Annotated in this window: 28 protein-coding genes; all 28 read right to left on the bottom strand. The window is 36.1% G+C overall.

Going from position 1 to position 24,007, the window contains the following annotated elements; all coding sequences use genetic code 11:
• Window positions 1-153: 153 nt before the first annotated feature.
• Window positions 154-852, bottom strand: a complete 699-nt coding sequence (rpsB, locus tag BW724_RS13245; RefSeq protein WP_088075667.1) for a 30S ribosomal protein S2 — start codon at window positions 850-852, stop codon at window positions 154-156.
• Window positions 853-1,007: 155 nt separating this feature from the next.
• The gene (locus BW724_RS13250; RefSeq protein ID WP_088075668.1) at window positions 1,008-1,508 is read right to left on the bottom strand and encodes a DUF6115 domain-containing protein; all 501 of its coding nucleotides are present in this window, start codon (window positions 1,506-1,508) and stop codon (window positions 1,008-1,010) included.
• A gap of 13 nt (window positions 1,509-1,521) precedes the next feature.
• Window positions 1,522-1,839 (bottom strand): hypothetical protein, encoded by a 318-nt coding sequence (locus BW724_RS13255; protein ID WP_088075669.1) that lies wholly within the window; start codon window positions 1,837-1,839, stop codon window positions 1,522-1,524.
• A gap of 17 nt (window positions 1,840-1,856) precedes the next feature.
• Complete coding sequence (locus tag BW724_RS13260) at window positions 1,857-3,227, bottom strand: DUF342 domain-containing protein (protein ID WP_088075670.1); 1,371 nt, start codon at window positions 3,225-3,227, stop codon at window positions 1,857-1,859.
• A gap of 24 nt (window positions 3,228-3,251) precedes the next feature.
• Window positions 3,252-4,025 carry a FliA/WhiG family RNA polymerase sigma factor gene (locus BW724_RS13265; RefSeq protein ID WP_088075671.1) on the bottom strand — a complete coding sequence of 258 codons (774 nt, stop codon included), beginning with the start codon at window positions 4,023-4,025 and terminating at the stop codon, window positions 3,252-3,254.
• A 91-nt stretch (window positions 4,026-4,116) separates the two neighbouring features.
• Window positions 4,117-4,605 carry a chemotaxis protein CheD gene (locus BW724_RS13270; RefSeq protein ID WP_088075672.1) on the bottom strand — a complete coding sequence of 163 codons (489 nt, stop codon included), beginning with the start codon at window positions 4,603-4,605 and terminating at the stop codon, window positions 4,117-4,119.
• Window positions 4,598-5,233 carry a chemotaxis protein CheC gene (locus BW724_RS13275; RefSeq protein ID WP_088075673.1) on the bottom strand — a complete coding sequence of 212 codons (636 nt, stop codon included), beginning with the start codon at window positions 5,231-5,233 and terminating at the stop codon, window positions 4,598-4,600. The genes BW724_RS13270 and BW724_RS13275 overlap by 8 nt, the downstream gene beginning before the upstream one ends.
• Window positions 5,233-5,709 (bottom strand): chemotaxis protein CheW, encoded by a 477-nt coding sequence (locus BW724_RS13280; RefSeq protein WP_088075674.1) that lies wholly within the window; start codon window positions 5,707-5,709, stop codon window positions 5,233-5,235. The genes BW724_RS13275 and BW724_RS13280 overlap by 1 nt, the downstream gene beginning before the upstream one ends.
• Before the next feature lie 102 nt (window positions 5,710-5,811).
• Complete coding sequence (locus BW724_RS13285; protein WP_088075675.1) at window positions 5,812-7,851, bottom strand: chemotaxis protein CheA; 2,040 nt, start codon at window positions 7,849-7,851, stop codon at window positions 5,812-5,814.
• Window positions 7,852-7,865: 14 nt separating this feature from the next.
• Window positions 7,866-8,957 (bottom strand): protein-glutamate methylesterase/protein-glutamine glutaminase, encoded by a 1,092-nt coding sequence (locus tag BW724_RS13290; protein WP_088075676.1) that lies wholly within the window; start codon window positions 8,955-8,957, stop codon window positions 7,866-7,868.
• A 5-nt stretch (window positions 8,958-8,962) separates the two neighbouring features.
• Window positions 8,963-9,841, bottom strand: a complete 879-nt coding sequence (locus tag BW724_RS13295; protein ID WP_088075677.1) for a MinD/ParA family protein — start codon at window positions 9,839-9,841, stop codon at window positions 8,963-8,965.
• Window positions 9,834-10,970, bottom strand: a complete 1,137-nt coding sequence (flhF, locus tag BW724_RS13300) for a flagellar biosynthesis GTPase FlhF (protein WP_088075678.1) — start codon at window positions 10,968-10,970, stop codon at window positions 9,834-9,836. Before flhF ends, BW724_RS13295 begins: the two co-directional genes overlap by 8 nt.
• A complete protein-coding gene (gene flhA, locus BW724_RS13305; protein WP_088075679.1) occupies window positions 10,967-13,009 on the bottom strand; it encodes a flagellar biosynthesis protein FlhA in 2,043 nt (680 codons plus the stop codon). Before flhA ends, flhF begins: the two co-directional genes overlap by 4 nt.
• Window positions 13,010-13,043: 34 nt before the next feature.
• Complete coding sequence (flhB, locus tag BW724_RS13310) at window positions 13,044-14,123, bottom strand: flagellar biosynthesis protein FlhB (RefSeq protein ID WP_088075680.1); 1,080 nt, start codon at window positions 14,121-14,123, stop codon at window positions 13,044-13,046.
• Between the two features lie 2 nt (window positions 14,124-14,125).
• Complete coding sequence (fliR, locus tag BW724_RS13315) at window positions 14,126-14,902, bottom strand: flagellar biosynthetic protein FliR (RefSeq protein ID WP_088075681.1); 777 nt, start codon at window positions 14,900-14,902, stop codon at window positions 14,126-14,128.
• A gap of 4 nt (window positions 14,903-14,906) precedes the next feature.
• Complete coding sequence (gene fliQ, locus BW724_RS13320; RefSeq protein ID WP_088075682.1) at window positions 14,907-15,176, bottom strand: flagellar biosynthesis protein FliQ; 270 nt, start codon at window positions 15,174-15,176, stop codon at window positions 14,907-14,909.
• Between the two features lie 12 nt (window positions 15,177-15,188).
• On the bottom strand, window positions 15,189-15,875 hold the full coding sequence (gene fliP / locus BW724_RS13325; RefSeq protein WP_088075683.1) for a flagellar type III secretion system pore protein FliP: 687 nt from the start codon (window positions 15,873-15,875) through the stop codon (window positions 15,189-15,191).
• Window positions 15,872-16,588: a flagellar biosynthetic protein FliO gene (locus BW724_RS13330; protein ID WP_088075684.1), complete on the bottom strand. Its 717-nt coding sequence runs from the start codon at window positions 16,586-16,588 to the stop codon at window positions 15,872-15,874. The genes fliP and BW724_RS13330 overlap by 4 nt, the downstream gene beginning before the upstream one ends.
• Before the next feature lie 23 nt (window positions 16,589-16,611).
• Window positions 16,612-16,974, bottom strand: coding sequence for a response regulator (locus BW724_RS13335; protein ID WP_088075685.1), 363 nt, complete (start codon window positions 16,972-16,974; stop codon window positions 16,612-16,614).
• A 47-nt stretch (window positions 16,975-17,021) separates the two neighbouring features.
• Window positions 17,022-18,245: a flagellar motor switch phosphatase FliY gene (gene fliY, locus BW724_RS13340; RefSeq protein ID WP_088075686.1), complete on the bottom strand. Its 1,224-nt coding sequence runs from the start codon at window positions 18,243-18,245 to the stop codon at window positions 17,022-17,024.
• Window positions 18,238-19,233 (bottom strand): flagellar motor switch protein FliM, encoded by a 996-nt coding sequence (gene fliM / locus BW724_RS13345; protein ID WP_088075687.1) that lies wholly within the window; start codon window positions 19,231-19,233, stop codon window positions 18,238-18,240. Before fliM ends, fliY begins: the two co-directional genes overlap by 8 nt.
• A 45-nt stretch (window positions 19,234-19,278) precedes the next feature.
• Entirely contained in the window at window positions 19,279-19,710 is a 432-nt protein-coding gene (gene fliL, locus BW724_RS13350; RefSeq protein ID WP_088075688.1) for a flagellar basal body-associated protein FliL, read from the bottom strand.
• Window positions 19,703-19,918 carry a flagellar FlbD family protein gene (locus tag BW724_RS13355; protein WP_088075689.1) on the bottom strand — a complete coding sequence of 72 codons (216 nt, stop codon included), beginning with the start codon at window positions 19,916-19,918 and terminating at the stop codon, window positions 19,703-19,705. The genes fliL and BW724_RS13355 overlap by 8 nt, the downstream gene beginning before the upstream one ends.
• 97 nt (window positions 19,919-20,015) lie before the next feature.
• Window positions 20,016-21,233 carry a flagellar hook protein FlgE gene (locus BW724_RS13360; protein ID WP_088075690.1) on the bottom strand — a complete coding sequence of 406 codons (1,218 nt, stop codon included), beginning with the start codon at window positions 21,231-21,233 and terminating at the stop codon, window positions 20,016-20,018.
• Between the two features lie 72 nt (window positions 21,234-21,305).
• Window positions 21,306-21,692, bottom strand: a complete 387-nt coding sequence (locus tag BW724_RS13365) for a TIGR02530 family flagellar biosynthesis protein (RefSeq protein ID WP_235848976.1) — start codon at window positions 21,690-21,692, stop codon at window positions 21,306-21,308.
• Window positions 21,693-21,712: 20 nt separating this feature from the next.
• Window positions 21,713-22,156: a flagellar hook assembly protein FlgD gene (gene flgD / locus BW724_RS13370; protein ID WP_088075691.1), complete on the bottom strand. Its 444-nt coding sequence runs from the start codon at window positions 22,154-22,156 to the stop codon at window positions 21,713-21,715.
• A gap of 11 nt (window positions 22,157-22,167) precedes the next feature.
• Entirely contained in the window at window positions 22,168-23,400 is a 1,233-nt protein-coding gene (locus BW724_RS13375; protein ID WP_088075692.1) for a flagellar hook-length control protein FliK, read from the bottom strand.
• Between the two features lie 35 nt (window positions 23,401-23,435).
• Window positions 23,436-23,999: a MotE family protein gene (locus BW724_RS13380; protein WP_088075693.1), complete on the bottom strand. Its 564-nt coding sequence runs from the start codon at window positions 23,997-23,999 to the stop codon at window positions 23,436-23,438.
• Window positions 24,000-24,007 lie beyond the last annotated feature (8 nt).

Raw genomic sequence — 24,007 nt, forward strand, 5'->3', positions numbered from 1 at the left:
TAACTGTTAAAAACGATAGAACATTCTGTGTCTGCTTTTTCTATTATTTACATTTTGATCATAGTCTATAAAAACTATGCTCAGTTACCATGTAATAATAGTTTAAAAAAGGGTGATAAAGGGTCTAGCCCTCTATCACCCTTTAGGAACGTCTTAAGCAGTTGTTTCTTCACCTTGGTTTGCTTCTATAATAGCATCAGCCATTTTCGCAGTTAATAAACGTACTGCACGAATTGCATCATCGTTACCAGGAATTACGTAGTCAATTTCATCCGGATCACAGTTTGTATCAACGATACCTACGATTGGAATATTTAACTTACGCGCTTCAGCAACAGCAATTCTTTCTTTACGTGGATCGATAATGAATAAAGCATCTGGAAGTTTCACCATATCTTTAATTCCACCTAGGAATTTTTCTAAACGATCCATTTCCTTTTTAAGAAGTACAACTTCTTTTTTAGGAAGTACTTCAAATGTACCATCTTCCTGCATACGCTCTAAATCTTTAAGGCGACCAATACGCTTACGGATTGTATCAAAGTTAGTTAATGTACCACCTAACCAACGTTGGTTAATAAAATACATTCCACTACGCTCAGCTTCTTCCTTAACAGCTTCCTGAGCTTGTTTTTTCGTACCAACAAAAAGTACAGTTCCGCCTTGTCCAGCTAGGTCACGAACGTAGTTAAACGCTTCGTCTACCTTTTTAACTGTTTTTTGTAGGTCAATAATGTAAATACCGTTTCTTTCTGTGAAGATGTAGCGATCCATTTTAGGGTTCCAACGACGTGTTTGATGTCCGAAGTGTACCCCAGCTTCTAATAATTGTTTCATGGAAATCACTGCCATTCCACACACCTCCTCTTGGTTTTTATTCCTCCGCCTCCATCCGCTTTAAGTAAAACTACATCAGTAGCACCATTACTTAAATCAGGAGACGTGTGTGATTAACACCGAGAATTAATATATCATATTGTCACATTGATGACAAGTGCGTGATTAAATTATTTGTAGAATTTTAATAGAAGTTGTACTTCTCCAGCACCCATTTCTAATTTTTTAGCAATTTCATCGACAGTGAGGCCATCTTTGTGAAGCTTCAAAACTTGCGAAGTACTAGATGTATTGACTTCAATTGCCTCTTCTTCCGGAACGGGAGGTTCATACTTTTCGTAATCGTCTTCACCCATCATTCGATGATCAAATACTGGAGATTGCTCTTCCAAATTATTTTGATGATTTGGTTTAATCGAGGGTAGCTGATCTTCTTGAGCTTCTGTATAATTTGTCTTTTTTACGCTTACTGCACTATTTTTACTAATTAGTTTTACTAGTTTTTCATTGTTTTCTTTCATCTCTTCTGTGAATGACAATAGCATATCTTCCATTTCCTTCATTTCTTTCTTTTGATCTGGCTGATACTTAGTTTGTCTTTGAAATAGAATAATGATTATAAAAAAACTAATAAAATGAAGTATAAAGCTTACGGTAATTAAATATCCCATTTTAGCTAACTCCTTACCATTTCACATCAAAATGCTTACCTTTAAAAGGATGATCCTCGAAATCTTCCCCTTTAGAATCAACCTTCATTTGTTTTTTGTTATATTGCTGACTATTCTTCTTCTCTTTCTCAGAATCATTATTTAATCTTTTCTTTTCAGCATGCTCTGTTTCTGTTACTTGAGTTCTCTTTTTAACTGACTCTTCTAGTTGATTTTGTGAGATGTGATGTTGCACATTAGGGCCACGTTGCTGTAGTTGATCTTGTATTTTGCCAGCTGTTTGTGTTCGCGGTAAGGCTACTTGTAGTTCAATTGATTTTAAGCCCCCCATTCCATCCCCTCCATCTATTATAAGACATCAAAAATGATTTCATTTTTATCAAACTTAAATACAACAGACTGATGTTTACTTATAATTTTACGCTTATATTTACCATAATGAATAGATGTATTTGGATATACGGTTCTTTTCACCTTAACAGTAGCATTTAGTTGCTCATCAAATATCTCTTCACTTTCAGATAGACTTTCTATATAGTCTAATAGATTTGTCTCTGTCTCTCTTATTGTATTCCTTAATCTGAGCTTCATAATTCTAAGTTTTGGTGACAGATCTTGATCAGATCCTTGTGAGGATATTTTCTGAAGCAATAGGTTCATCTTTTCAAGCTCGGCTTTACTCTTTTCAATTTCTAGCTTAAAATAAGCTTCCTTCTCAATTATATGTTGATTTACCCCAACAAATAAAGTTGTGGGAGTACTCATAGAATTTCCTGCTTCATTTACGACAATTCCTTTTCCAGCAAACACCTTTCCACCCACTATGTTTCCACGTCCTCGGTAACAATACACGCATTTTTGGGCTGAAACATTACTGTGGAGGATAGACTGGAGAACATGAACATCACCGTCAACATGAATGTTCCCTTGATTAATAAATGATGTATGGAGGTCTCCATGTGCTTTTATTAATCCTTTTCCTTGGGCGACAACACCTTGGTTAATGTAGATAGACCCACCCGCTTCAATTTCAGCACCTTCAACACTTCCATGAATTCGTACATCACCTTTTGCTTTTATTTTAAAGCCTGAAGGGACACTGCCTCGAATATTCACGTTGCCTACAAAATCTACATTACCTTCTTTAAGGTCAAGATCCCCATTAATTTCATAAACAGGAAAAACATGGATAACTTTCTTTTCAGCAACAATTTGCCCATCAATTAAAGAAATAATTTGATGATTATCATCACTAACTCTAGTATTTTTACCTGGTCTTAATATAAAGTCTCGTGGTGGCTTTCCTTTCACTTCATTACCGAGAATATCCATACCGTCCACTTGGTCTACTTTATCAACTTTTTTTCCAACAATTGACCCTTGTGTAACAGATGGGATCTTTTTAACTTCCCTAAGGTCGACTGTTTCATTTTCATCTTGACTTTTGTCGCAATTCTCTGGAAATATAGGCAATAAATAAGCGTTTTCACCATTTTGGGGCTTTGTACCTTTTGCGATAATGATCGGGAATACTGCTCTATTATCAATAACTTGACTTACGTTTTCTTTTATTACCCCGTAGACAATACCATGTTCTTCTATATATTTATCCAATGCCTCTTTCGTTATGGGAGATTCGTTTTTTCCTATTTGCTTTAACCACCCTGCCATGTTATCCTCGGAAATTTCAATTATAAACGAGTCATAAAGTCCTTCCAATTTAAATCCCCCCTGACATATACCTCAATCTGTTTCTTTCATACTCTGTAGTCTGCTTTGTAGCTTAAAAATAGTTTTTGAGTGTATTTGCGATATTCTAGAAGTGGTGAGGTTCATTATGTGACCTATTTCTGTCAGTGTGAGTTCTTCAAAATAAAATAAGCTAATGATAAGTTGTTCTTTCTCATTTAGTGATTGGATAACTTTTGTCAGTTCTTCCATATCCGCTTTTTTATTTAAACGTGCCTCAGGTGTCAACTGCTTGTTATCCATAATCGTTGCACTAAATGTCACATCATTATCATCGTTTGCCGTTTCATCAATTGATAAATGATTTCCGATAAAGTTTTCATTCATTGTGCGCAATACTTCATCTTCTCCGATTCCAAGAGATGCTGCAACTTCTTCTGAAGTAACATACCGACCATATTCCTGTTCCAATTTTTCTACCGTCTGTTCAATCTTTTTCGTCTTTTCTCGAACTGATCTTGGAAGCCAATCCTGTTGGCGTAAACCATCAATGATAGCTCCCCTAATCCTAAATGAGGCATATGTATCAAATTTCAAATCTCTTTTAGGATCAAATTTTTCCAATGCATCAAGTAAACCTAACATACCATTACTTTTTAAGTCATCTACATGAACATTCCTTGGTAAAGTGGAACTGATCCGATTGACATGATAATCTACTAGAGGCATATAAGCCCTAACAAGCCTATCACATGCTATTGAATCGCGGGTTTCATTCCAACAATCCCAATCCTGTTTTAGTTCCGTATTAACATTGATTTGTGGCATGGAAACCCCTCCTACTAATCCTTGGTCTGTAAATTTATTTATAAATGCTACCATGAAAATTGAATATGTTTAGTCTAATCACAACAATCTACTAAATTTCTTTTATTCCTTTGTTAATAGTTTTTATTTGAAGAATGCTATTATCTGGGTTAAATTCTATCGTTCGCCCTGAATTTCCACCTACATCTTCACTAATAAGCTTTATTTTATATTCTTCCAACAGGACCTTAACCGCTTCTGCATTACGTGGACCAATACGCATGACTTCATTTGTAGATGAAAAATTAAACATTTGCGCTCCACCAGCAATTTTGGCCTTTAGTCTATATACTGGAGATCCCTCATCTACAAATCTTTTTACTAGATCCTCAATTGCTGTATCTGCATATTTAGGTCGGTGAAGGACACCATTTCTTGCCAAGCTTGATTCAGGAAGCATAATATGTGCCATACCACATTTTTTTTCTCTTTCATCATATATGATAAGGCCCACACATGAGCCAAGACCAGAAGTCCTAATTTTATTTGGGGAATTCGCATATTTAAGGTCAGCCATTCCCACTTGAATAACATTACTCATCAATTTTTACTCCTAATGAATGAAAAATGATTTTAAAGGATTCTGGATCTGGAAGAAGGAAGAAATGTCCTTTACTCTGAGTTGTGTCATCCTTATCACTTATTTTAGTATCTATTACGATTGCATAATCCCCTGCTTTGGAGACCTCTATTAGTCCATGACTTAAAATTGCCATCGCCATGTCAATTGCTAAGGCTGGTGGTGTTGGTTGTAAATTTAAAGATGTAAAGTCTGATAATGCGCTTAAATATGATCCAGCAAGAATATTTCCCAATTCACATAAGGCTGACATCCCTATTTCATTTTCAGTAAGATTTCCACTACTAATTGTGTAATCATCTGTTACTTGTTGGATTAACCTGGTTGCTTCTTCGAGAGGAAGCATAAAGAACATATTACCTGGCGCATCTCCTTGTAAACGAAGGAAAATTGCAGCTACCACCATTTCGTCTCCACCAACAAATTCACTAACTTCACTTAAATGAACGATTTTCACAGAAGGTACAGCCATGTCTATTGATTTATTTAGCATTTTAGATAACGCAGTAGCTGCATGACCTGCACCAATGTTCCCCACCTCTTTTAATATATCAAGGTGTGGAGCTTGGATTCGCTCTAAATAATTCATTACATCGTTGCCTCAAGTGCTTTTATTTCTTTTAACTCGTCACGATCTAAAACGTAATTAAGATCAAGCAATATGAGGAGCCTTTTGTCTAGTTTCGCTACACCTCGAAGATAATTAACTTCTATTCCACCTACAATTTCCGGTGGTGGTTCTATTGCATTTACGGGGATATCAATGACATCGTTGGCAGCATCAACGATTAAACCAACATTCATATCTTCTACTGATACAATAATAATTCTAGTACTATCCGTATACTCCATTTCCTCTATATCAAAACGGCTTCTTAGATTAATAATAGGAGTGACTACACCTCTTAAATTAATTACTCCTTTGACAAAATCAGGTGTTTTTGGAACACGTGTAATATGCTGGATACGTTCAATTGATCGAACTTGATCAACACTTACACCATATTCCTCATCTTGTAACTGAAACACTATTACTTTTAGCTCTTCCATTGACACTTCACTCATGGCTTAACCCTCCTAGGTTTTTTCTCCTAAATTCGACAATATCTATGAATATATTATCCCATTTGTCAATAAGATCGTACATAGTTCTTTCATGTATAGTTTCTATTTTATTAACGAATTACAATCTACAATTAATGCCACTTCTCCATTTCCAAGAATTGTTGCTCCGGAAATAGCAAACACACCAGTTAAGTAACTTCCTAATGCCTTTAAAACTATTTCCTGCTGACCGATAAAGGAGCTAACAATTAACCCAGCCATCTTGTCTCCCTTTCTAACAATAACAATAGAATAAAAATCACCGTGTTCTACTGTCTCTGGAACGTCAAAGAAATGAGTTAAATCAATTAATGGGACCACTCTTCCCCTAAAATCAATTACTTTTTGATTATGTGCCGAGAAAATCTCTTCCTTAGTAATAATCGCTGTTTCAATAACAGAGGATAGTGGAATAGCATACACTTCCTTTTGTACTTCTACGAGCATCACTGATAGTATGGATAAAGTTAAAGGTAACTGGATTGAAAAGGTTGTCCCCTCACCTAACCCAGATGTTACTGTCACGCTACCTCCAAGTGATTCTATTTTATTTTTGACTACATCTAGTCCAACTCCTCGACCAGATATATCAGATAACTTTTCAGCAGTGCTCAATCCACTAGCAAATAATAACTCATATACTTGTTCATCAGTGTAGGTAGCACCAATTTCTCTTGACACTACTCCGTTGTTGATGGCTTTTTCCAACACCTTTTCCCGATTTATTCCTGCACCATCATCCGTAACATCAATAAACACATGATTACCACTGTGATATGCTTTTAATGTTATTTTACCTTGTGGATTTTTATTAGCTGTCACTCGCTTTTCTGTTGTTTCTAGTCCATGATCAATGGAGTTTCTTAGTAAATGTACTAAAGGATCCCCAATTTCATCAATTACAGTACGGTCTAGTTCTGTTTCAGCTCCAATGATTTCAAGATTTACTTCTTTATTTAAGTCCTTTGCCAATCCACGAACCATTCTTGGAAAACGATTAAAGACTTGTTCTACAGGGACCATTCTCATATTCAAAATGATATTTTGTAGGTCACCTGATATCCTCGACATGTGCTCAACAGTCTCAGTCAATTCCTTACTGCTAACCTCTTTAGAAATCTGTTCTAACCGTCCCCTGTCTATTACCAGTTCTTCGAATAAGTTCATTAGATTATCTAATCTATCAATATTAACTCGTATTGTTTTCCCAGAAGCTTTAGTTGAGGATTCACCCTTAGATGTATCAACTACTCCTTCATTTTCTTCAACTACTGAAACTGGCTCACTAACACTATCTTGCTCTTCTATTTCTTGTTCGTTACCTTTTGAAGCAGACAGTTTATTTAAATCAATATTTACGAGGTCAACTGAATCTATTTCAGAAACCTTTAGTACTTTGCTTTCCACTGATTCGGCAGTATCCTTCGTTACGAGGGTAACAGTAAATTCATTATCAAAGTCCTCTTCTTCCAATTCTTCAACTGGAGGCACGGCCTTGATGATTTCACCAAGCTGCTCTAGCACTTGAAAAACCATATAAACTCTAGCAGCCTTTAAGATACAGTCTTCTCGCAATCTAATGGTTATGTAAAATGTATGGTATCCTTGTTCTTGTGATTGACTTAGTACTGTTAACTCGAAATCATCGTAGGTAGGATATGAAGAGTTTTCTATCGTATTTACAGGTAGAGTATCTACTCCTGCTGCAATTTCATTAGCAGATTCCCCTTTTTCTAGCCTCTCTAACTCCGAAACAATAGCAATTACATTCTTTTTTCCACTGCCCCCATTTTCAATGTCTTCAACCATCTCTTCTAATGCATCAACTGAACTGAATATAGTATCAATAATTTCGCTTGTTACTTGAACTGTTTTATTTCGAATCCCATCAAGAACATTTTCCATCTGGTGAGTGAGGCTAGCAATATCGTCATACCCCATCGTTGCAGACATCCCCTTTAAAGTATGGGCTGATCGGAAAATTTCACTAATGATCGCTTCCTCATTTGGATCACTTTCTAATTTTAATAGGTTATCATTTAAGGATTGTAAATGGTCTTTACTTTCATCAATAAACATATCTAAATACTGATTTCTTTCCAATGGGATTGCCTCCTTTAGATACTATATTTCTCGATTGTTGTTGCTACTTTATTTAATGTTACAACATCATCAACATACTTAGACTCTATAGCTGCTCTTGGCATTCCATAGACAATTGCAGTGGCTTCAGATTCGGCTAGAGCAATCGTTTTATTCGATTCCTTTAGTACTTTCAAACCTTTCGTACCATCTGACCCCATTCCTGTTAAAATAACAGCAAGTACGTCTTGATCTTTTAATTGAGCAAGTGAATAAAACATCGTATCCACCGATGGCCGATGACCATTCATTAAAGGGGATTGGTCCAATTTAACTACGACGGAAGTCCCAACACCCCTTACTTTTAAATGGTAGCCACCTGGAGCAATATATGCAATACCTTTTTTCAAAATTTCACCATCTTCTGCCTCTTTAACAGTGATATTACTCAGTTTATTAAGTCTTTCACTAAGAGATTTTGTAAAGCCTTTTGGCATATGTTGCACAATTAATATGGGTGCCGGAAAATCTTCTCTTATCTCAGGTAGAATTTTTTGTAGTGCTTTGGGCCCGCCTGTTGATGTCCCAATTGCAACAATCATTCTGGAATCTAATAAAGGTAGATTGTTATTATTTTCTCTCACAACAAAATTGCGGGTACTTTCTATTAACCTATTTGGATCTGTTTCAGTCGTTATGTTATTTTCATTACTTTTGTTCAGGATTTTCAAAGGTGTTCTAGCTGCATGAACAATTTTATTATTTAAGTCATTTTGCACCTTATAAATATCGAGCGAAATAGATCCTGATGGTTTCGGAATAAAGTCAAATGCTCCAAATTCCATTGCCTGGATGGTAGTATCCGCTCCTTCTTTAGTAGTACTAGAAACCATAATGACAGGCTTTGGGTGACGTGCCATGATGTTTTTTAATGCTTCAATCCCATTCATAACAGGCATTTCAACATCCAACGTTATCACATCGGGGTTATACTTTGATATTTTCTCTAATGCATCTACCCCGTTTCTTGCTGTTGCGATAACTTGGATTCGTCCATCCTGTTCAATGAGATCTGATAGCATCTTCCTCATAAAAGCAGAATCATCGACTACCATCACTTTTATCATTTCTCTTACCTCCCCTTGGTGTAAAAAAAGCTTTTAAGTTTTGTGACGAAACCAGTAAGAGATGTTTCTTTTATTTCATTGCCATTACCATATAAAAAACGATTAACTGCTTCAAAGATTGCGACTGATGATGCAGCTCTAGGTGATATTAGTACAAACGGTGACTGCGAGCGGACACCTTTCCAAACAGCATCGTCCTCAGGAATGGAGATTAAATAATTTATGTTCTTATTTAGAAACTGCTCACAAACCCTAGACACACTATTTGCAGTAGCCTGCCCTTCTTTTTTAGTTCGCACTCTGTTAACCACTAAAAACAATGGTATATCTTTATCTTCATGATGAAGGTACTTAATTAAACCATAAGCGTCCGTAACAGATGTTGGATCAGGAGTTGTAATAATAAAAACTTCATGGGCTGACATTAAAAACTGTAGGCTGTCTTTAGTAACACCAGCACCAAGGTCAAATAAAATATATTCATAACCTGATAACATAGCTAATTGTTGGAGAAAAAAATTCTTCTTCAATTCATCCATTTGAAATAACTCATTCAATCCAGACCCTCCAGATATAAAGGAGATGCCAGCAGGTCCACTAGAAATAATTGAGTGAATTGGCATGGATCCTTCAAGCATATCAACAATGGAATAAGTTGCAGACAGCCCTAACATAATATCCACATTTGCCATTCCAATATCTAGGTCTATAATGAGGACCTTTTTATTTTTTTCCTGTAATGCTAATGCGAAATTAATAGTGAAACTTGATTTACCTACGCCACCCTTCCCACTAGCTACTGCTATTACTTTTGTATTTATAGATTCAGGTGGGTTACTAAAGTCTTTCATTTTATTTCTTAGAATTGCAGCCTGATCATGCATTGTTCATATCCCCTGCAATGTAATTCACTAACATATCTACTGTTGGCTCTTGTATATCATCTGGTACATTCTGACCATTAGTAATATAAGAACAATTAATTTCATAGTCTTTAAAGACATTTATCATAGCGCCGTAGCTGTCTGTTTCATCTGATTTTGTAAAAATAACTTTATTTATATTAATAAGTTGAAACTGTTCTATAATCCTTTTCATATCACTATACTTTGATGTTAAAGAGAGCACGAGGTGTGTTTCCATTTCATGATTAAAATCAATGACTTTCTTCAGTTGTTCTACATAAAGGGGATTACGGAAATTTCTCCCTGCAGAATCCACTAATATGAAATCGTAATTTTTTAATTTTTCTTTAGCGTGATGAAAATCCTCTATAGAGTAAGCTACCTCCACTGGTGCATTTAGAATTTCTCCATAAGTTTTTAATTGATTAATCGCAGCAATTCTAAAAGTATCTGTAGTAATAAAGGCTACACTTTTCTTGTCAATCAAAGCAGCTTTCGCAGCTATTTTTGCAATTGTTGTTGTTTTACCAACACCAGTGGGGCCAACAAGATTGATAAACTTCTTATCATAAGTAAATGGATTAGCTTTAAAACCATTTATATAATGTCTAATTTCTTCCTTCAACCATTCATGTAGTGTATCAATACCTTTTTCATCACCATTCTCTGTATACCAACGCTTTAGGAGGTTGTTCATAATTTGAGCTTGATGATCCAAACCAAGCCCTTGATTACTAAGTAATTTGTTCAAATCATTAAGATGACCAGGGAAGTGATCAGCAGAAATTCGTTGCTGTTGTCCGTTCATACCTTTAATCATATCTTTTATCTCGGCTATTTCTGAAGTTAGTTTTGTTTCTTTTCTAACTTGCGCCGCATCTGTCTTTGCCGTTTTATTAACCTTTGTCATTTTTTTTTCAATGACTCTCGGTCTACTTTTCGGATCAATTGCAGCAATTACTTCTATTTTCTTTTTAGTGAATAAGCCAAGGAAGCCTCCAGTTTCAACCTTTTTTGTGTTAAGAATAACTGCATCATTCCCAAGCTCTTCCTTAACCTTCGTCATTGCTTCTGGCATTGAATTTGCTGTAATTTTTTTTACCTTCACTTCACATTCACCACCCCGACGCTTTGAACTTCAATATATGACTCTAATTCATTGTAAGAAAGCACTGGTATATGTGGTATATACCTCTCTAACAGATGTCTCGCATACATCCTCACTGCAGGAGAGCATAATATAATAGGCATTTGTCCTGTTTCCTGCATGCGTTCCACCTCTGTCATCGTTGACTCAATAATTGATTGCATTGTATTTGGATCTAAATTTAAGAAGCTGCCATGCTCTGTCTGTTGTACCGCATCGGCTAATAGCTTCTCTACTGAACCGCTAACAGTTAGAACATAAAGTGATTCTCCTTCGGCCACATACTGCTTTGTTATTTGACGAGACAAAGCTTGCCTTACATATTCTGTTAATAAATCAGTGTCTTTAGTCATTTGACCATAATCAGCTAATGTTTCAAAAATTATTGGTAAGTTACGAATAGAAACCTTTTCCTTCAATAAACTACTCAATACTTTCTGTATTTCCCCAGTTGAAAGTGGGTTTGGTGTTACTTCCTCAACTAATGTTGGGTATGATTCATTAAGATGATCTATTAATTGTTTTGTTTCCTGTCGTCCGATAAGCTCATGAGCGTGTCTTTTGATAACTTCCGTTAAATGAGTTGAAACAACTGATGGTGGATCAACAACTGTATACCCTGCCAATTCAGCCTGATCCTTCATATCTTCTGCAATCCAAATGGCTGGTAAACCAAAGGCTGGTTCCACTGTTTCAATCCCTACAATTTCCTCATCGTCTACCCCTGGACTCATTGCCATAAAATGATCAAGTAAAAGCTCACCTTTTGCAATTTCATTCCCTTTAATTTTTATGGAATATTCATTCGGTTGAAGCTGTATATTGTCCCTTATACGAATAACAGGAACGATCATCCCCATCTCAATTGCAAGTTGACGTCGAATCATTACTACCCTGTCTAGTAGATCCCCACCTTGATTGGCATCTGCCAAAGGTATTAATCCATATCCAAATTCAAATTCGATTGGATCAATTTGCAATAAGTTAACAACACTTTCTGGAGATTTAATATCCTCTTCTACTTCTTCTCCATCACCATTAGCCTCCTCCAACTCGGGTATTGACTTTTCATTTCGTTCTAACATAAAGCCTCCAACGCCAAGGATCAAAGCAACTACAGTTGTAACACCAGCTTGAATTGGAGTAAAAAATCCAAGTAGGGCAATCGTTCCACCTGCAACGTACAGCATTTTTGGGTAGGCAAGTAATTGCTTGGTGATGTCATGTCCCAAATTCCCTTCTGATGCAGCCCTTGTCACTACGATACCAGTAGCAGTTGATACTAATAAGGCTGGTATCTGACTTACTAAACCATCCCCTACAGTTAACAATGTATATTTTCCTGCTGCCTCACCTATAGCAAGACCTTCTTGTCCCATACCTATAACAAGTCCAAAAATAATATTTATTATGACAATTACAATACCTGCTATTGCGTCACCCTTAACGAATTTACTAGCACCATCCATGGAACCATAAAAATCAGCTTCTTGTTCAATCTTTTTTCGGCGATCTCTAGCATCTGAATCTGAAATAATACCAGCATTTAAATCTGCATCGATGCTCATTTGCTTACCGGGCATAGCATCTAATGTAAATCTAGCACCAACCTCAGATACACGCTCTGCACCTTTTGTAATTACAATAAATTGAATAACAACAAGTATTACGAATACTACAAAACCAACGAGGGCGTTACCTCCGACAACAAACTGTCCAAAGGTTTCAATGACATTTCCCGCGTCCCCCTGATTTCCTAGTATTGCCCTTGTCGTAGATACGTTAAGTCCTAAGCGAAATAACGTAATTAACAAGAGCAAGGTAGGAAATATAGAAAACTGGAGAGGTTCTCTCGTATTCATGGAAACTAATATAATTAAGAGCGCAATTGATATGTTAATGATGATTAAAAAGTCAATCATGCCTGTAGGAAGAGGTATGATTAACATAATCACTATCAATATAACACCTAATAATATACTAAAATCTTTCATTGGCATTTACGCTCTCTCCTTCAACCTGGGGTACCACTTATCACAATTTTTTCTGTATACGGTACACATAAGCAAGTACCTCAGCAACCGCTTTAAACAAATCTTCCGGAACTTGATCTCCTATTTCTGCTTGACTATATAAGGCCCGTGCAAGTGGACGGTTCTCAACGGTCATTACACCATTATGTTTAGCTACTTTAATAACCTTCAGTGCTATAAAATCAACACCTTTTGCAATAACAATTGGTGCTTCCATGTTTTCGTTATCATATTTTAGTGCGACCGCATAGTGAGTAGGATTTGTAATCACAACATCAGCTTTCGGAACCTCTTGCATCATTCTACTCATAGCCATCTGTCGTTGTTTTTCTTTAATTTTTGATTTGATTAACGGGTCTCCCTCTGTCTTTTTATACTCATCTTTTACGTCCTGCTTAGACATTCGTATATTTTTTTCATGATCATACTTTTGGTACATATAATCTAAGACTGATAAAAATATTAATAACACTGCTACAGCAAGACCCATAATCACCATTAAATTACCAACAAACCTAACACTTTCTTCTACGGTGTAGAGGGATAGCTTTAAAATATCATCTATAAAAATCCACAAAACACTAAATGTTACAATACCAACTAGTGTAATTTTCAACATTGATTTAAGAAACTCTACTAAGGCACGGACAGAAAATATCCGTTTAAAGCCTTTAATAGGATTAATTTTTTCAAGCTTCATTTTAATTGCTTCAGGTGCAAATAAAAATCCAACCTGCATATAATTACTTACAATCCCTGCGACCATCGCCGCAAGCATGATTGGTGCAACTACGGCAACTGCCTGAAAAGTATATTCAATAAACATTGCCTGTACATTTTCTTCGGTTAACTCAATGAGTAAGTATTCTTGAAACGTAAATCCAGTTAAAGTAAATAGTTGCTCTGATGCAAAAGGACCAATAAACATAAAAGAAAGAAAAACAAATAATAATATGAAAGCAGTATTTACGTCGGAACTTTTCGAAACTTGTCCTTTTTTTCTTGATTCTTGCCGTTTTTTAGGAGTTGCTTTTTCCGTCTTTTCTTGTGAAAAATATTGTAAATCCAGTGACAGATACATCACTAAGCCCCTCCATACAGTTCCATCAGCGTTCTCATTGTTAACGTCATCGTTTCTATCAAATGTTGTACAAGTACAAAGAATGGTGCCATCACAAGAACCAACATGATGAAACCTACTAGTATTTTTAATGGTAGTCCTACAACAAAAACGTTTACCTGTGGTACTGTTCTTGAAATCATTCCTAATGCCACATCTACTAAGAATAGAGACCCAACAATAGGCATTGCCATTTGAAATGCGATAAGAAACATTGTATTAAAACTCGTCACTACAAAATTAATCACATTTTCTTGCCCGAATGGAATAAACATTTGGTCCATCGGTATAAATAAATAACTATAGAAAACACCATCGAGTAACAGATGATGCGCATCCGTAGCAAGTAAGAATAAAAGAGCAAATGTGTACAAGTATCCCCCTGTTAATGGGGATTGAGCACCGGTTTGCGGATCAATAACATTAGCAATCATAAATCCCATTTTCACATCAATAAAGCCACCTGCAATTTGAATGGCATATAACATGATCATGGCCACTAAACCTACTGAAAGACCCACCATTGCTTCTTTAATGATCAAAAGATAATAACTATAATTCAATTCCAACAAAGGCCAATCACCGGAGAAAAACATAATCCAAGAGATAAACACTGCGAGCCCAATTTTGATTGGGCCTGGTATATTTTGATAAGAAAAAAAAGGTAATGTTATTAGGAACGCAGAAACCCTAACTAAAATTAATAAAAATGCAGGCAGCCATTGAATAATTTCTTCCATTTATCTAACCTACAAACCGATGTAGGTTACTAAAAATTTGTGATGCAAAACTGATGGCATGTGTTAGCATCCATGGACCAAATACAATGAGTGCAATTAGTACTCCTACAATTTTAGGAATAAATGCTAATGTTTGTTCTTGAATCTGGGTGGTTGCCTGAAAAATACTAACTAATAACCCAATTCCCAGTGCAACAACAAGGAGTGGTCCTGCAATAACAAGTACAGTGAAGATACCTCTCTCTGCTAATGAAATTACCATTTCTGAACTCATTTACATCACCTTCTAAAAACTTAATAGTAAAGAACGTACAACTAAATGCCACCCATCCACCATTACAAATAGTAATATTTTAAATGGTAAAGCAATCATAACAGGTGGAAGCATCATCATTCCCATTGACATAAGTACACTTGCTACTACCATATCAATGACTAGAAATGGTACAAAAATCATAAAACCTATTTGAAAAGCTGTTTTTAATTCACTAATGGCAAAAGCAGGAACTAATGCCGTTAAAGGAATGTCATCAAGCGTTTCTGGTCGAGGCATACCCGCATACCCCATAAACAAAGCTAAGTCCTTTTCTCTCGTATGCTTTGCCATAAACTCCTTTACTGGAATGGTTGCAGCATCAAAAGCTTCTTCCTGCGAAATCTCACCTTCAAATAATGGCTGTAGTGCATTTTCATTTACTTCCCCAAATATTGGCGCCATAATGAAAAATGTTAAGAAAAGTGCTAGTCCAACTATTACTTGGTTCGGGGGCATTTGCTGTGTTGCTAACCCCGAACGAACAAAAGAAAGGACGATTACAATTCTCGTAAAACAAGTCATTAAAATTAAAATACTTGGTGCTAACGATAGTACTGTTAATAAAAGTAATAATTGCACCGTTGCCGTAAGGTCACCTGGCTCCTCACTAAAAATATCGAGAGCAGGGATCTGTATCATGGAAAAAAGTTCTATCATTGGTCTTTCTCCTTCAATGCGGAGTAAACTTTATCTTGGGACTCCTTGACATCATTTAATTCTTTTTTGAAAAGGGATTGAAATGAAGAGCTATCTCTTTCTGCAGAACGATTCATTACATTTTCTTTTACCCAGTTAGATACTTTCATGACTGGTTGATCAAAAGTATCTTGTGGACGATGTTCTTCAAGAATAATCTCAACTTCATTTGGGTCTTCAATTTCTTTTAGTAAGTTTACTGACTCCCCCACACCTAGAAGGTACACCTTTTTCCCAACCCTAACCATCTGAACAGAACGATTAGAACCTAATCCTACCCCCCCGACACTTTCAATTGTAGAATGATTGCGAAAGGAACGGCTCCTATTGTTAACAAATTTTAAAAGGGCATAAATAAGAAAAATAACAAAAGCAAGTGCAAAAAACATTTGCAATGATAGGAAAAATAAGTTTTGGTCAGGGCCTTCTCCAAGTACGGCCTCTGCGTCACCTTCTTCTAAGGCCTCTGCGTCATCTTCTTCTGTTTCTATTTCGTCTAGTTCATTATCATTACTGTTTTGAGGATCAATTGTCTCTACTTCTTCCCTGTCCCTAAACATATCATTTACACTACCTCCACCATCTTCCCACTGTTCTTCTCCATGGATGATTGTTGGGAATATGATAAAGACTACTAATGTCGTAACCAAAAATAAAATAACTTTATGTTTCAAAAGACACACTCCTTTGAAAGCAATTATCCTAGTGTCTTATTAATTGCTTCTAATACACGATCGGCTTGAAATGGCTTAACAATAAAGTCTTTCGCCCCTGCTTGGATGGCATCAATAACCATCGCCTGTTGTCCCATCGCAGAACACATAATTACTTTTGCATTTGGATCCATTTTTTTTATTTCCTTTAAAGATGTAATCCCGTCCATTTCCGGCATGGTAATATCCATGGTAACAAGATCTGGAGAGTGCTCTTTATACATATCAACTGCCTGTGCACCGTCCCCAGCTTCAGCTACTACTTCGAAACCGTTCTTTGTTAAAATATCCTTTATCATCATGCGCATAAACGCAGCGTCGTCTACAATCAATACTTTTACTGCCATTGTCATATCCTCCTATTAAGATGTGGTATTTTAAGTCTACAATACTATTATAGTTTATTAATCCTCTCTTTCTTGCTGACAATATCTGTCACTCTTACACCAAAGTTTTCATCGATTACAACGACTTCCCCTTTAGCGATTAGTTTCTGATTTACTAAAATATCTACAGGCTCACCTGCAAGTTTATCGAGTTCAATAATAGATCCTTGCGCTAGTTCTAAAATATCTTTTATCGTCCGCTTTGTTCTTCCTAATTCCACCGTTACCTGTAAAGGAATATCAAATAACATTTCCAAATTCTTTGCTTCCGTCTCTCCTAACGGTGTAGCATCAAAATTAGTGAATGCAGCAGGATGGACATTTGCAGTACGCTCTGGTGTAGAGGTTATATGCTGTTGTTGATGAGACCTCTGCTCGTACACTGGTTCCTGACGATGATTATCAAATAGATCGTTATTGGTGTAACTTGATTCAGGAACTGCCGTTGTTTCTGCATTTTGTTGAACTTCTTGCTTTACTTCTTTTGCTACACCTTGTACTGGATCTTGACTTTGCTCAACCGATTCTCCATTACTTGGATTCATTAATTCTTCTACTAAGTCCTTAGAAAAACTTACAGGAATTAACTGCATAATCTTAGAATCTATTAAATCACCAACCTTGAGGTTAAAAGAAATTTTAACAAGAACATCTTCATCAGGTAGAAATTGATGATCTGAATAATCACTTTTCTCTAAAATATCTATACCTGGGGGTGATATATCAACTCTCTTATTAAAAATCGTTGACATAGAAGTGGAAGCAGACCCCATCATTTGGTTCATAGCTTCTTGTACCGCACTAATTTCCATTTCACCTAATACTTCCGTGACATTCAAGCCATCATTACCTAACATTAAATCTGCAATCACAGCGGCATCACGGGTTTTTACAACAAGTAAATTCATACCTTCAAATCCATCTGTATAATGGACTGCAATATTTACATGTGGTTTAGGAAACTCATCTGCTAATTCCTTCTTTTTAACAACAGTTACTTTAGGTGTAGTAATATCTACCTTTTGATTTAATAACGTAGATAGGGCAGTGGCAGCACTACCAAATGATATATTCCCAATTTCTCCAATGGCATCTTGCTCAATGCCAGATAAATAATTCTCAACATTTAATGATTTAGAAGCTTCGCTTTCCTCAGCTGTATCAGCTTCATCTGATTGTAAGCCACTTAAAAGAGCATTTATCTCATCTTGAGATAACATTTCATCACTCATGACCATCACCCTCCTCTTCAATAGTTTCAGTAATCTGGAGTGCTATTTTTTCTTTTACTTTACCCGGTTGTCCTAAAAATTTTGGTTGTTCAGCAACTTTCACTAATAACGGGGATTCAATTAATTGATTGAGTTCAACTATATCACCCTTATCAAGCTGTAAAAACTCTTGTATAGTTATCTCTGACTTACCAAGTTCTACTACAACGTCCAATGGTGCCCGCTTGACATTCAACTCTAACGCTTCTTGTTCCATTGGCACTCTATCTTTCTTCTTTTGTTGCATCCATAAATGAACAGAAAGCTTAGGTAGGATAGACTCTATTACTACATGTGGAAGGCATATATTGATCATCCCTGTAGCTTCACCAATAGCAGTTGATAACGAGATTACAACCACCGTTTCATTTGGTGAAACTAATTGCAAAAATTGAGGATTGACTTCAATTTCTTCCATGATTGGGTCTATTTCAACAACGGATTCCCAAGCCTCTCTGAAAGTTTCTAAGTTTCTTTGAAATAACTGAGTAAGGATTTTTGATTCAATTTCAGTTAAGGTCTCCACTTTATTAACTGAAGCCCCTTGACCACCTAACAATCGATCCAACATTGCATAGGCAATGTTTGGATTGATTTCCATTACGAATCTTCCATCAAGGGGGACTGGCTCAAATACATTTAACAATGTCATTTTTGGGACGGAACGTATGAACTCATCGTATGGGAGCTGATCAACAGAAGCTACTGATATCTGAACAAACGTTCTCAACTGTGCCGATAATTGTGTTGTCAATAGTCTCGCATAGTTTTCATGAATTCTCGTTAAACTCCTAATTTGATCCTTAGAAAAACGTAAAGCTCTTTTAAAGTCATAAACCTTTATTTTTTTCTCTGTCTCTTCTTTTTTTAATTCTTCCGCATCCATTTCCCCAGTAGATAAGGCGGATAACAGGGCATCAATTTCCCCTTGGGATAAGACATCTGCCAAAAAGACTCACCTCTTTTCTTACAACTACTCTTGATGGCTCAATTCTTATTGAATCACTCGTTGATTCATATAGACATTTACTACTTCTCCATCTTGCATTATCTCATTTACTCTTAGTCGTAATTGCTCTTCAATTTGTCTAATTCCATCAGAACCACGGAAATCACTTTCTTTCATGTCTGATAGCTCTTGAATGATTAGGTTTTCTACTTGAAAATCTCTTTTTTCGAATTCATTTCTAGCTTTCATACTATCTAGTTCAATAACAAATTGCGCACGAATAATATGATTTGTATATAAGTTTGTAATTATCTCGTCTGTTTCGACTGAGAGTCTTAAAATGTCATCGATTGTCTGTTCTTCGTGGGCACTAGCTTCATCAAAAAATTGTGTATAAAGGACTAAAGTTAAAGCGCCAATTAAGGTCAGGGCTAGGAGAATGATTATCATAATTTTTAAAAGTCGATTTTTAAACACTGTGATCACCTATCCTTTTCATGGCTGTTAACCCCACTTGACGATAAAACTCTTCAACCTTTATACGTACATCTTCCTCCGAATCTTTAACAACTAAAATCTTTCCATTCATCATCGTAATAGTCGTATCAGGAAACTCTTGAATTTGTTCAATATATAGAGCGTTTAAAGTAAATGTTTGTCCATTTAATTTGGTTAATAAAATCATTTGTTTAGTTAGACTTGGTGGTTTTATCCAAGTCGTTCCTCCCTAAAAATTTGACTGGCTTAACACTTAAATAATTTAAGCGCTAAGCCGAGCCAACTTAACGTTTTAAGTTTACTAGTTCTTGTAATATTTCATCAGAAGTCGTAATAATTCGTGTATTCGCTTGGAAACCACGCTGAGCAACAATCATTTCTGTGAATTCCTCAGACAAGTCAACGTTAGACATTTCAAGGGCTGCACCAGTAAGTGATCCTCTACCACCATCACTAGGAAAGCCTACTTGTGGCATCCCGGAGTTATTCGACACTTGATAGGTATTAGCTCCACTCTTTGTTAGTCCTTCTGGGTTATTAAATGACGCCAGGGCGATTTGGCCCAGTAATCTCACTTGTCCATTTGAAAAGACACCATTAATTTCCCCTGTACTGGAAATGTTATAACTCTCTAATGTTCCATCTATGTTTCCATTTACACTATAAATATCAACATTTGAATTCCTGTCGTATTGAGTAATTCGTGAAAAATCTAAATTAAATGCTACATTATTAATATTTGGATCATTAAACACTAGAGTGAGTTCTGTATTATCATCATCTAAATTACCACTATTAAATTCAAGCGTACCAGTCGTACCACCTGTTACTGCTGCACTTTCAGAGGAAACGGCATAGGACCACTCGTTATTAGAATCTTTTGTAAAGGAAACCTCTATTAAATGTGGTCTACCAATCTCATCAACTACATAAAACTCAATGTTTCTTGAATTTCCAACCACTGTCTCTGAATCTAAGTTCCCTCGGACTGTAGCTTCCGTCGTTGCTTGCGGTGGTATAGTCATTCCTGCTGGTATTTGCAAGCTTCCAATCCCTGCAGCTTCATTGATATTCCCATCTGCTCCAACACCATAACCTTGTACTCTTAATCCATTAGAGTTAACAAGGTTCCCCTGTTGATCAAGATAGAAATTTCCAGCTCTAGTGTAATACGTTTGGTTACCGTCATTAACGATAAAAAATCCATCACCAGTTATACCTATATCTAAATCTCTTCCAGTAGTCTGCAAAGATCCTTGGGTCTGAATTGTATCAATGGAAGCAAGAGTACTACCTAATCCCATTTGCATCGGGTTAGTACCGCCTCGGTTTTCAGTAGGAGTACTAGCACCTGATAATTGCTGGCTTACTAGATCCTCAAAGGTTACTCTACCTTTTTTATAACCAAATGTATTAACGTTAGCGATGTTATTACCAATTACATCTAACTTAGTCTGGAAATTACTCATTCCACCTATACCTGAGTACATAGCACGTAACATAAGAAAAACTCCCTTCAAATTGTTTATGCTGTATCCATCATTCAACAGCAATAGGCTTCCTTTCGGTCCGGCCTAGTTCATCAAAATTGCTCCATTTATATTAGTAAATAACTGGGATTGAGCTTCTTCCCTATCCATTGCAGTGATGACTGTATTATTTTTTACACTTACAACGAGTGCTGCATTTTCCGTCACAACAAGAGAATCACAGATTCCTTTATGACTAGCCTCATTTACTTTTTCCTGTATTTGTTTCCAAGTTTCAGGAGTTATGTTAATTCCACGTTCATTCAAACGCATTTCCGCATGTTTACTAACCTTTATACTCTCACTAACAGCGACAGTTTTTTGAAACACCGACTGAAATGTCTCAACCTTATGTTTAACAGGAGAACCTGTTTTCTGAGATGGCTTTATAAATGACTGCTGCAGGTGATGGGGCATTATTTTGTGATTCACTAACCTCACCTCCTATACAATTATTTTGGAATGGAAACTGTATTGATGTCTTTTACTGAGATGGTGTATGTTTCATCAACCAATAACTCAGCTGATCCATTTTTAAACTTTACTGTTGTTACAACACCTTCCATTTTTTCCATTCTTCGATTTCCGTTTTCATTTACTTCCCTATCCCACGTTACTTTTTTCCCAATAAGTTCACTGTGAGAGATAAATTGACTCTGTTGTTGACTTTGTATAAACTTTTCTAGATTTGAATTCATGTTTGTCATTTGCTCTAACGAAGTAAATTGGGCCATTTGTGCTATAAACTCTTTATCTTCCATCGGATTCAATGGATCCTGATTTTGAAGCTGAGCAATTAAAATTCGTAAGAACGCATCTTTGTCTAAATCATTCGTGTTTCTTTTTTGTTTTTGATAATCTGCTAGATACAAACTATCATTGATCGCAATTGTCATTTATGATCACCCTACACTTTCATATCGATCAAGTCTTGGAGGAATTCCTGAAAATTATCTTCGTCATCTTGCTGTTCCAAATCATCTTGTTTAAGGGACTCTTCTCTCCTATTTTCTCCTTGACCTTCCTGTGAATCTTTGAAAGGATTTTGGTTCGTTTGCTGTGTCTGTTGCTGAGTGATTTCTATTCTATCTACTTGTATATTTTGCCCTTGGAAAGCTTGACGTAATTGATTTAATTGCCCTTCAATCAGTTCCCTAGCAGCAGCAGTTGTCGTCATCATTTTTGCAACTAAAATACCATTTACTTGTTGGATATTAATATCAAGTCTTCCTAATGATTGTGGGTGTAGCTTTAGACTGATCTGCTGGATTCCATTACTTAATTGCTGGAATTGATTTCTATTTAACATATTTTGAATCTGTCGCATAAATTGCTCTTCAGAAACCCGATCCCCTTGTCCACCAGTATGTAGCATTAATTGCTGGACTCGCGACATATGACTGTTATTTGTATCGAATGAGCTTATCATAAATTGGGTATTAGCTGTTACATTGGATTCATTCTGTCGAAAAGTATTAAGGAAAATCCTTTCAACTGTCTCTCGATCAGGTCTAGATGAAACATACCTTAATTGTTCTTTTAAACTTAATCCACTATCCTTTTCCAAGCCTTGCAAAATCGTTTTTAAATGACTACTTAATTGCTCAAACACGTTACCATATGACTTTGTACTGTTTTCCAACACAAACGTTGGAAAGACTGTTTGTAAAACCTTTTCTACTTGGCTTAGGAAATGAGTGTGTCCAATCCCTCTCATTTCAATGTACGAGCTATTTTCCATATGAGTGAAAGCAATTATCATTTTCAAAAGATTCATTGGATCTGGATTTTCTATAACTTGATTTAGTAAATCCTCACTTGAAAAAGATTGGTCTCCACTAAATAATTGGAGGAGTTCATCTTTAAATTCTTTTGGAAGGATTTCAAGTATTTCCTCAATATCTTCCATATTGATAGGAATATCAATTAATTCGCCTTCCCCTAGCCAATCTTGATGCGTTTCCTGTTTCTCCATTCCATTAGCAATTACGCCTGAAGTTTCCTCTGTGACCTGATTTAACTGATTCAACATTTGATGGAACAAATTCCCCTTTTGGGTGCCTTCTACATCAACTTTGTTGCCGTTACTCCCTGGTAAAGTTTTTTTAGTCATAGGAAATGCTGCCATAATATCATTCACTTATTCTCACCCCCTTTCAAGCATTCGTTTTATCATTAATCAACAAGTTTACTAATGATATTAGCTGCTTTTGATGGATCTACTCTACTTAAAATCTGAGATCGGGCGTCAGTATTCATAAGTCTTAAATACAACACCGCTTCATCTTCTTCCATTTCCGATACAATTTGAGCTGCCTTTGATGCTGTCATTCCTTCAAGCGTTCTTACAATGTCTCCATAATCTGCACTCTCATTTGATTCTTGAATTTCATTTTCATTTTCTTGTTGGACTAGTTGATCAATTCGCTCTTCTAACTCAATAATTTGGAGGTTTTTTTGCTCCATTTCATATTCTAAACTTTGAATTGTTGTTAAATATGTGCTGTTTTCATGCTCCAATTGCACAAGCATCTCTTCAACATTCTCTTCAGTCTCTATTGTTTCTTCATTTTCTCCATCAACGAAAGGTAACATAGATACTACTTGTTTCACGTTATCAACGATATTGACATTCATAAAGCTTAATACTGCTACAGCCAATATTACTGCGAAAACACCTGGAATGAAGATGAGCATAAAGAAGACTTGCCATTTGTTTTGTGAGTTATCATTTTTCATAGCTTCAC

This window comes from Litchfieldia alkalitelluris (genome assembly GCF_002153425.1).
Taxonomy (GTDB): Bacteria; Bacillota; Bacilli; order Bacillales; family Salisediminibacteriaceae; genus Evansella; species Evansella alkalicola.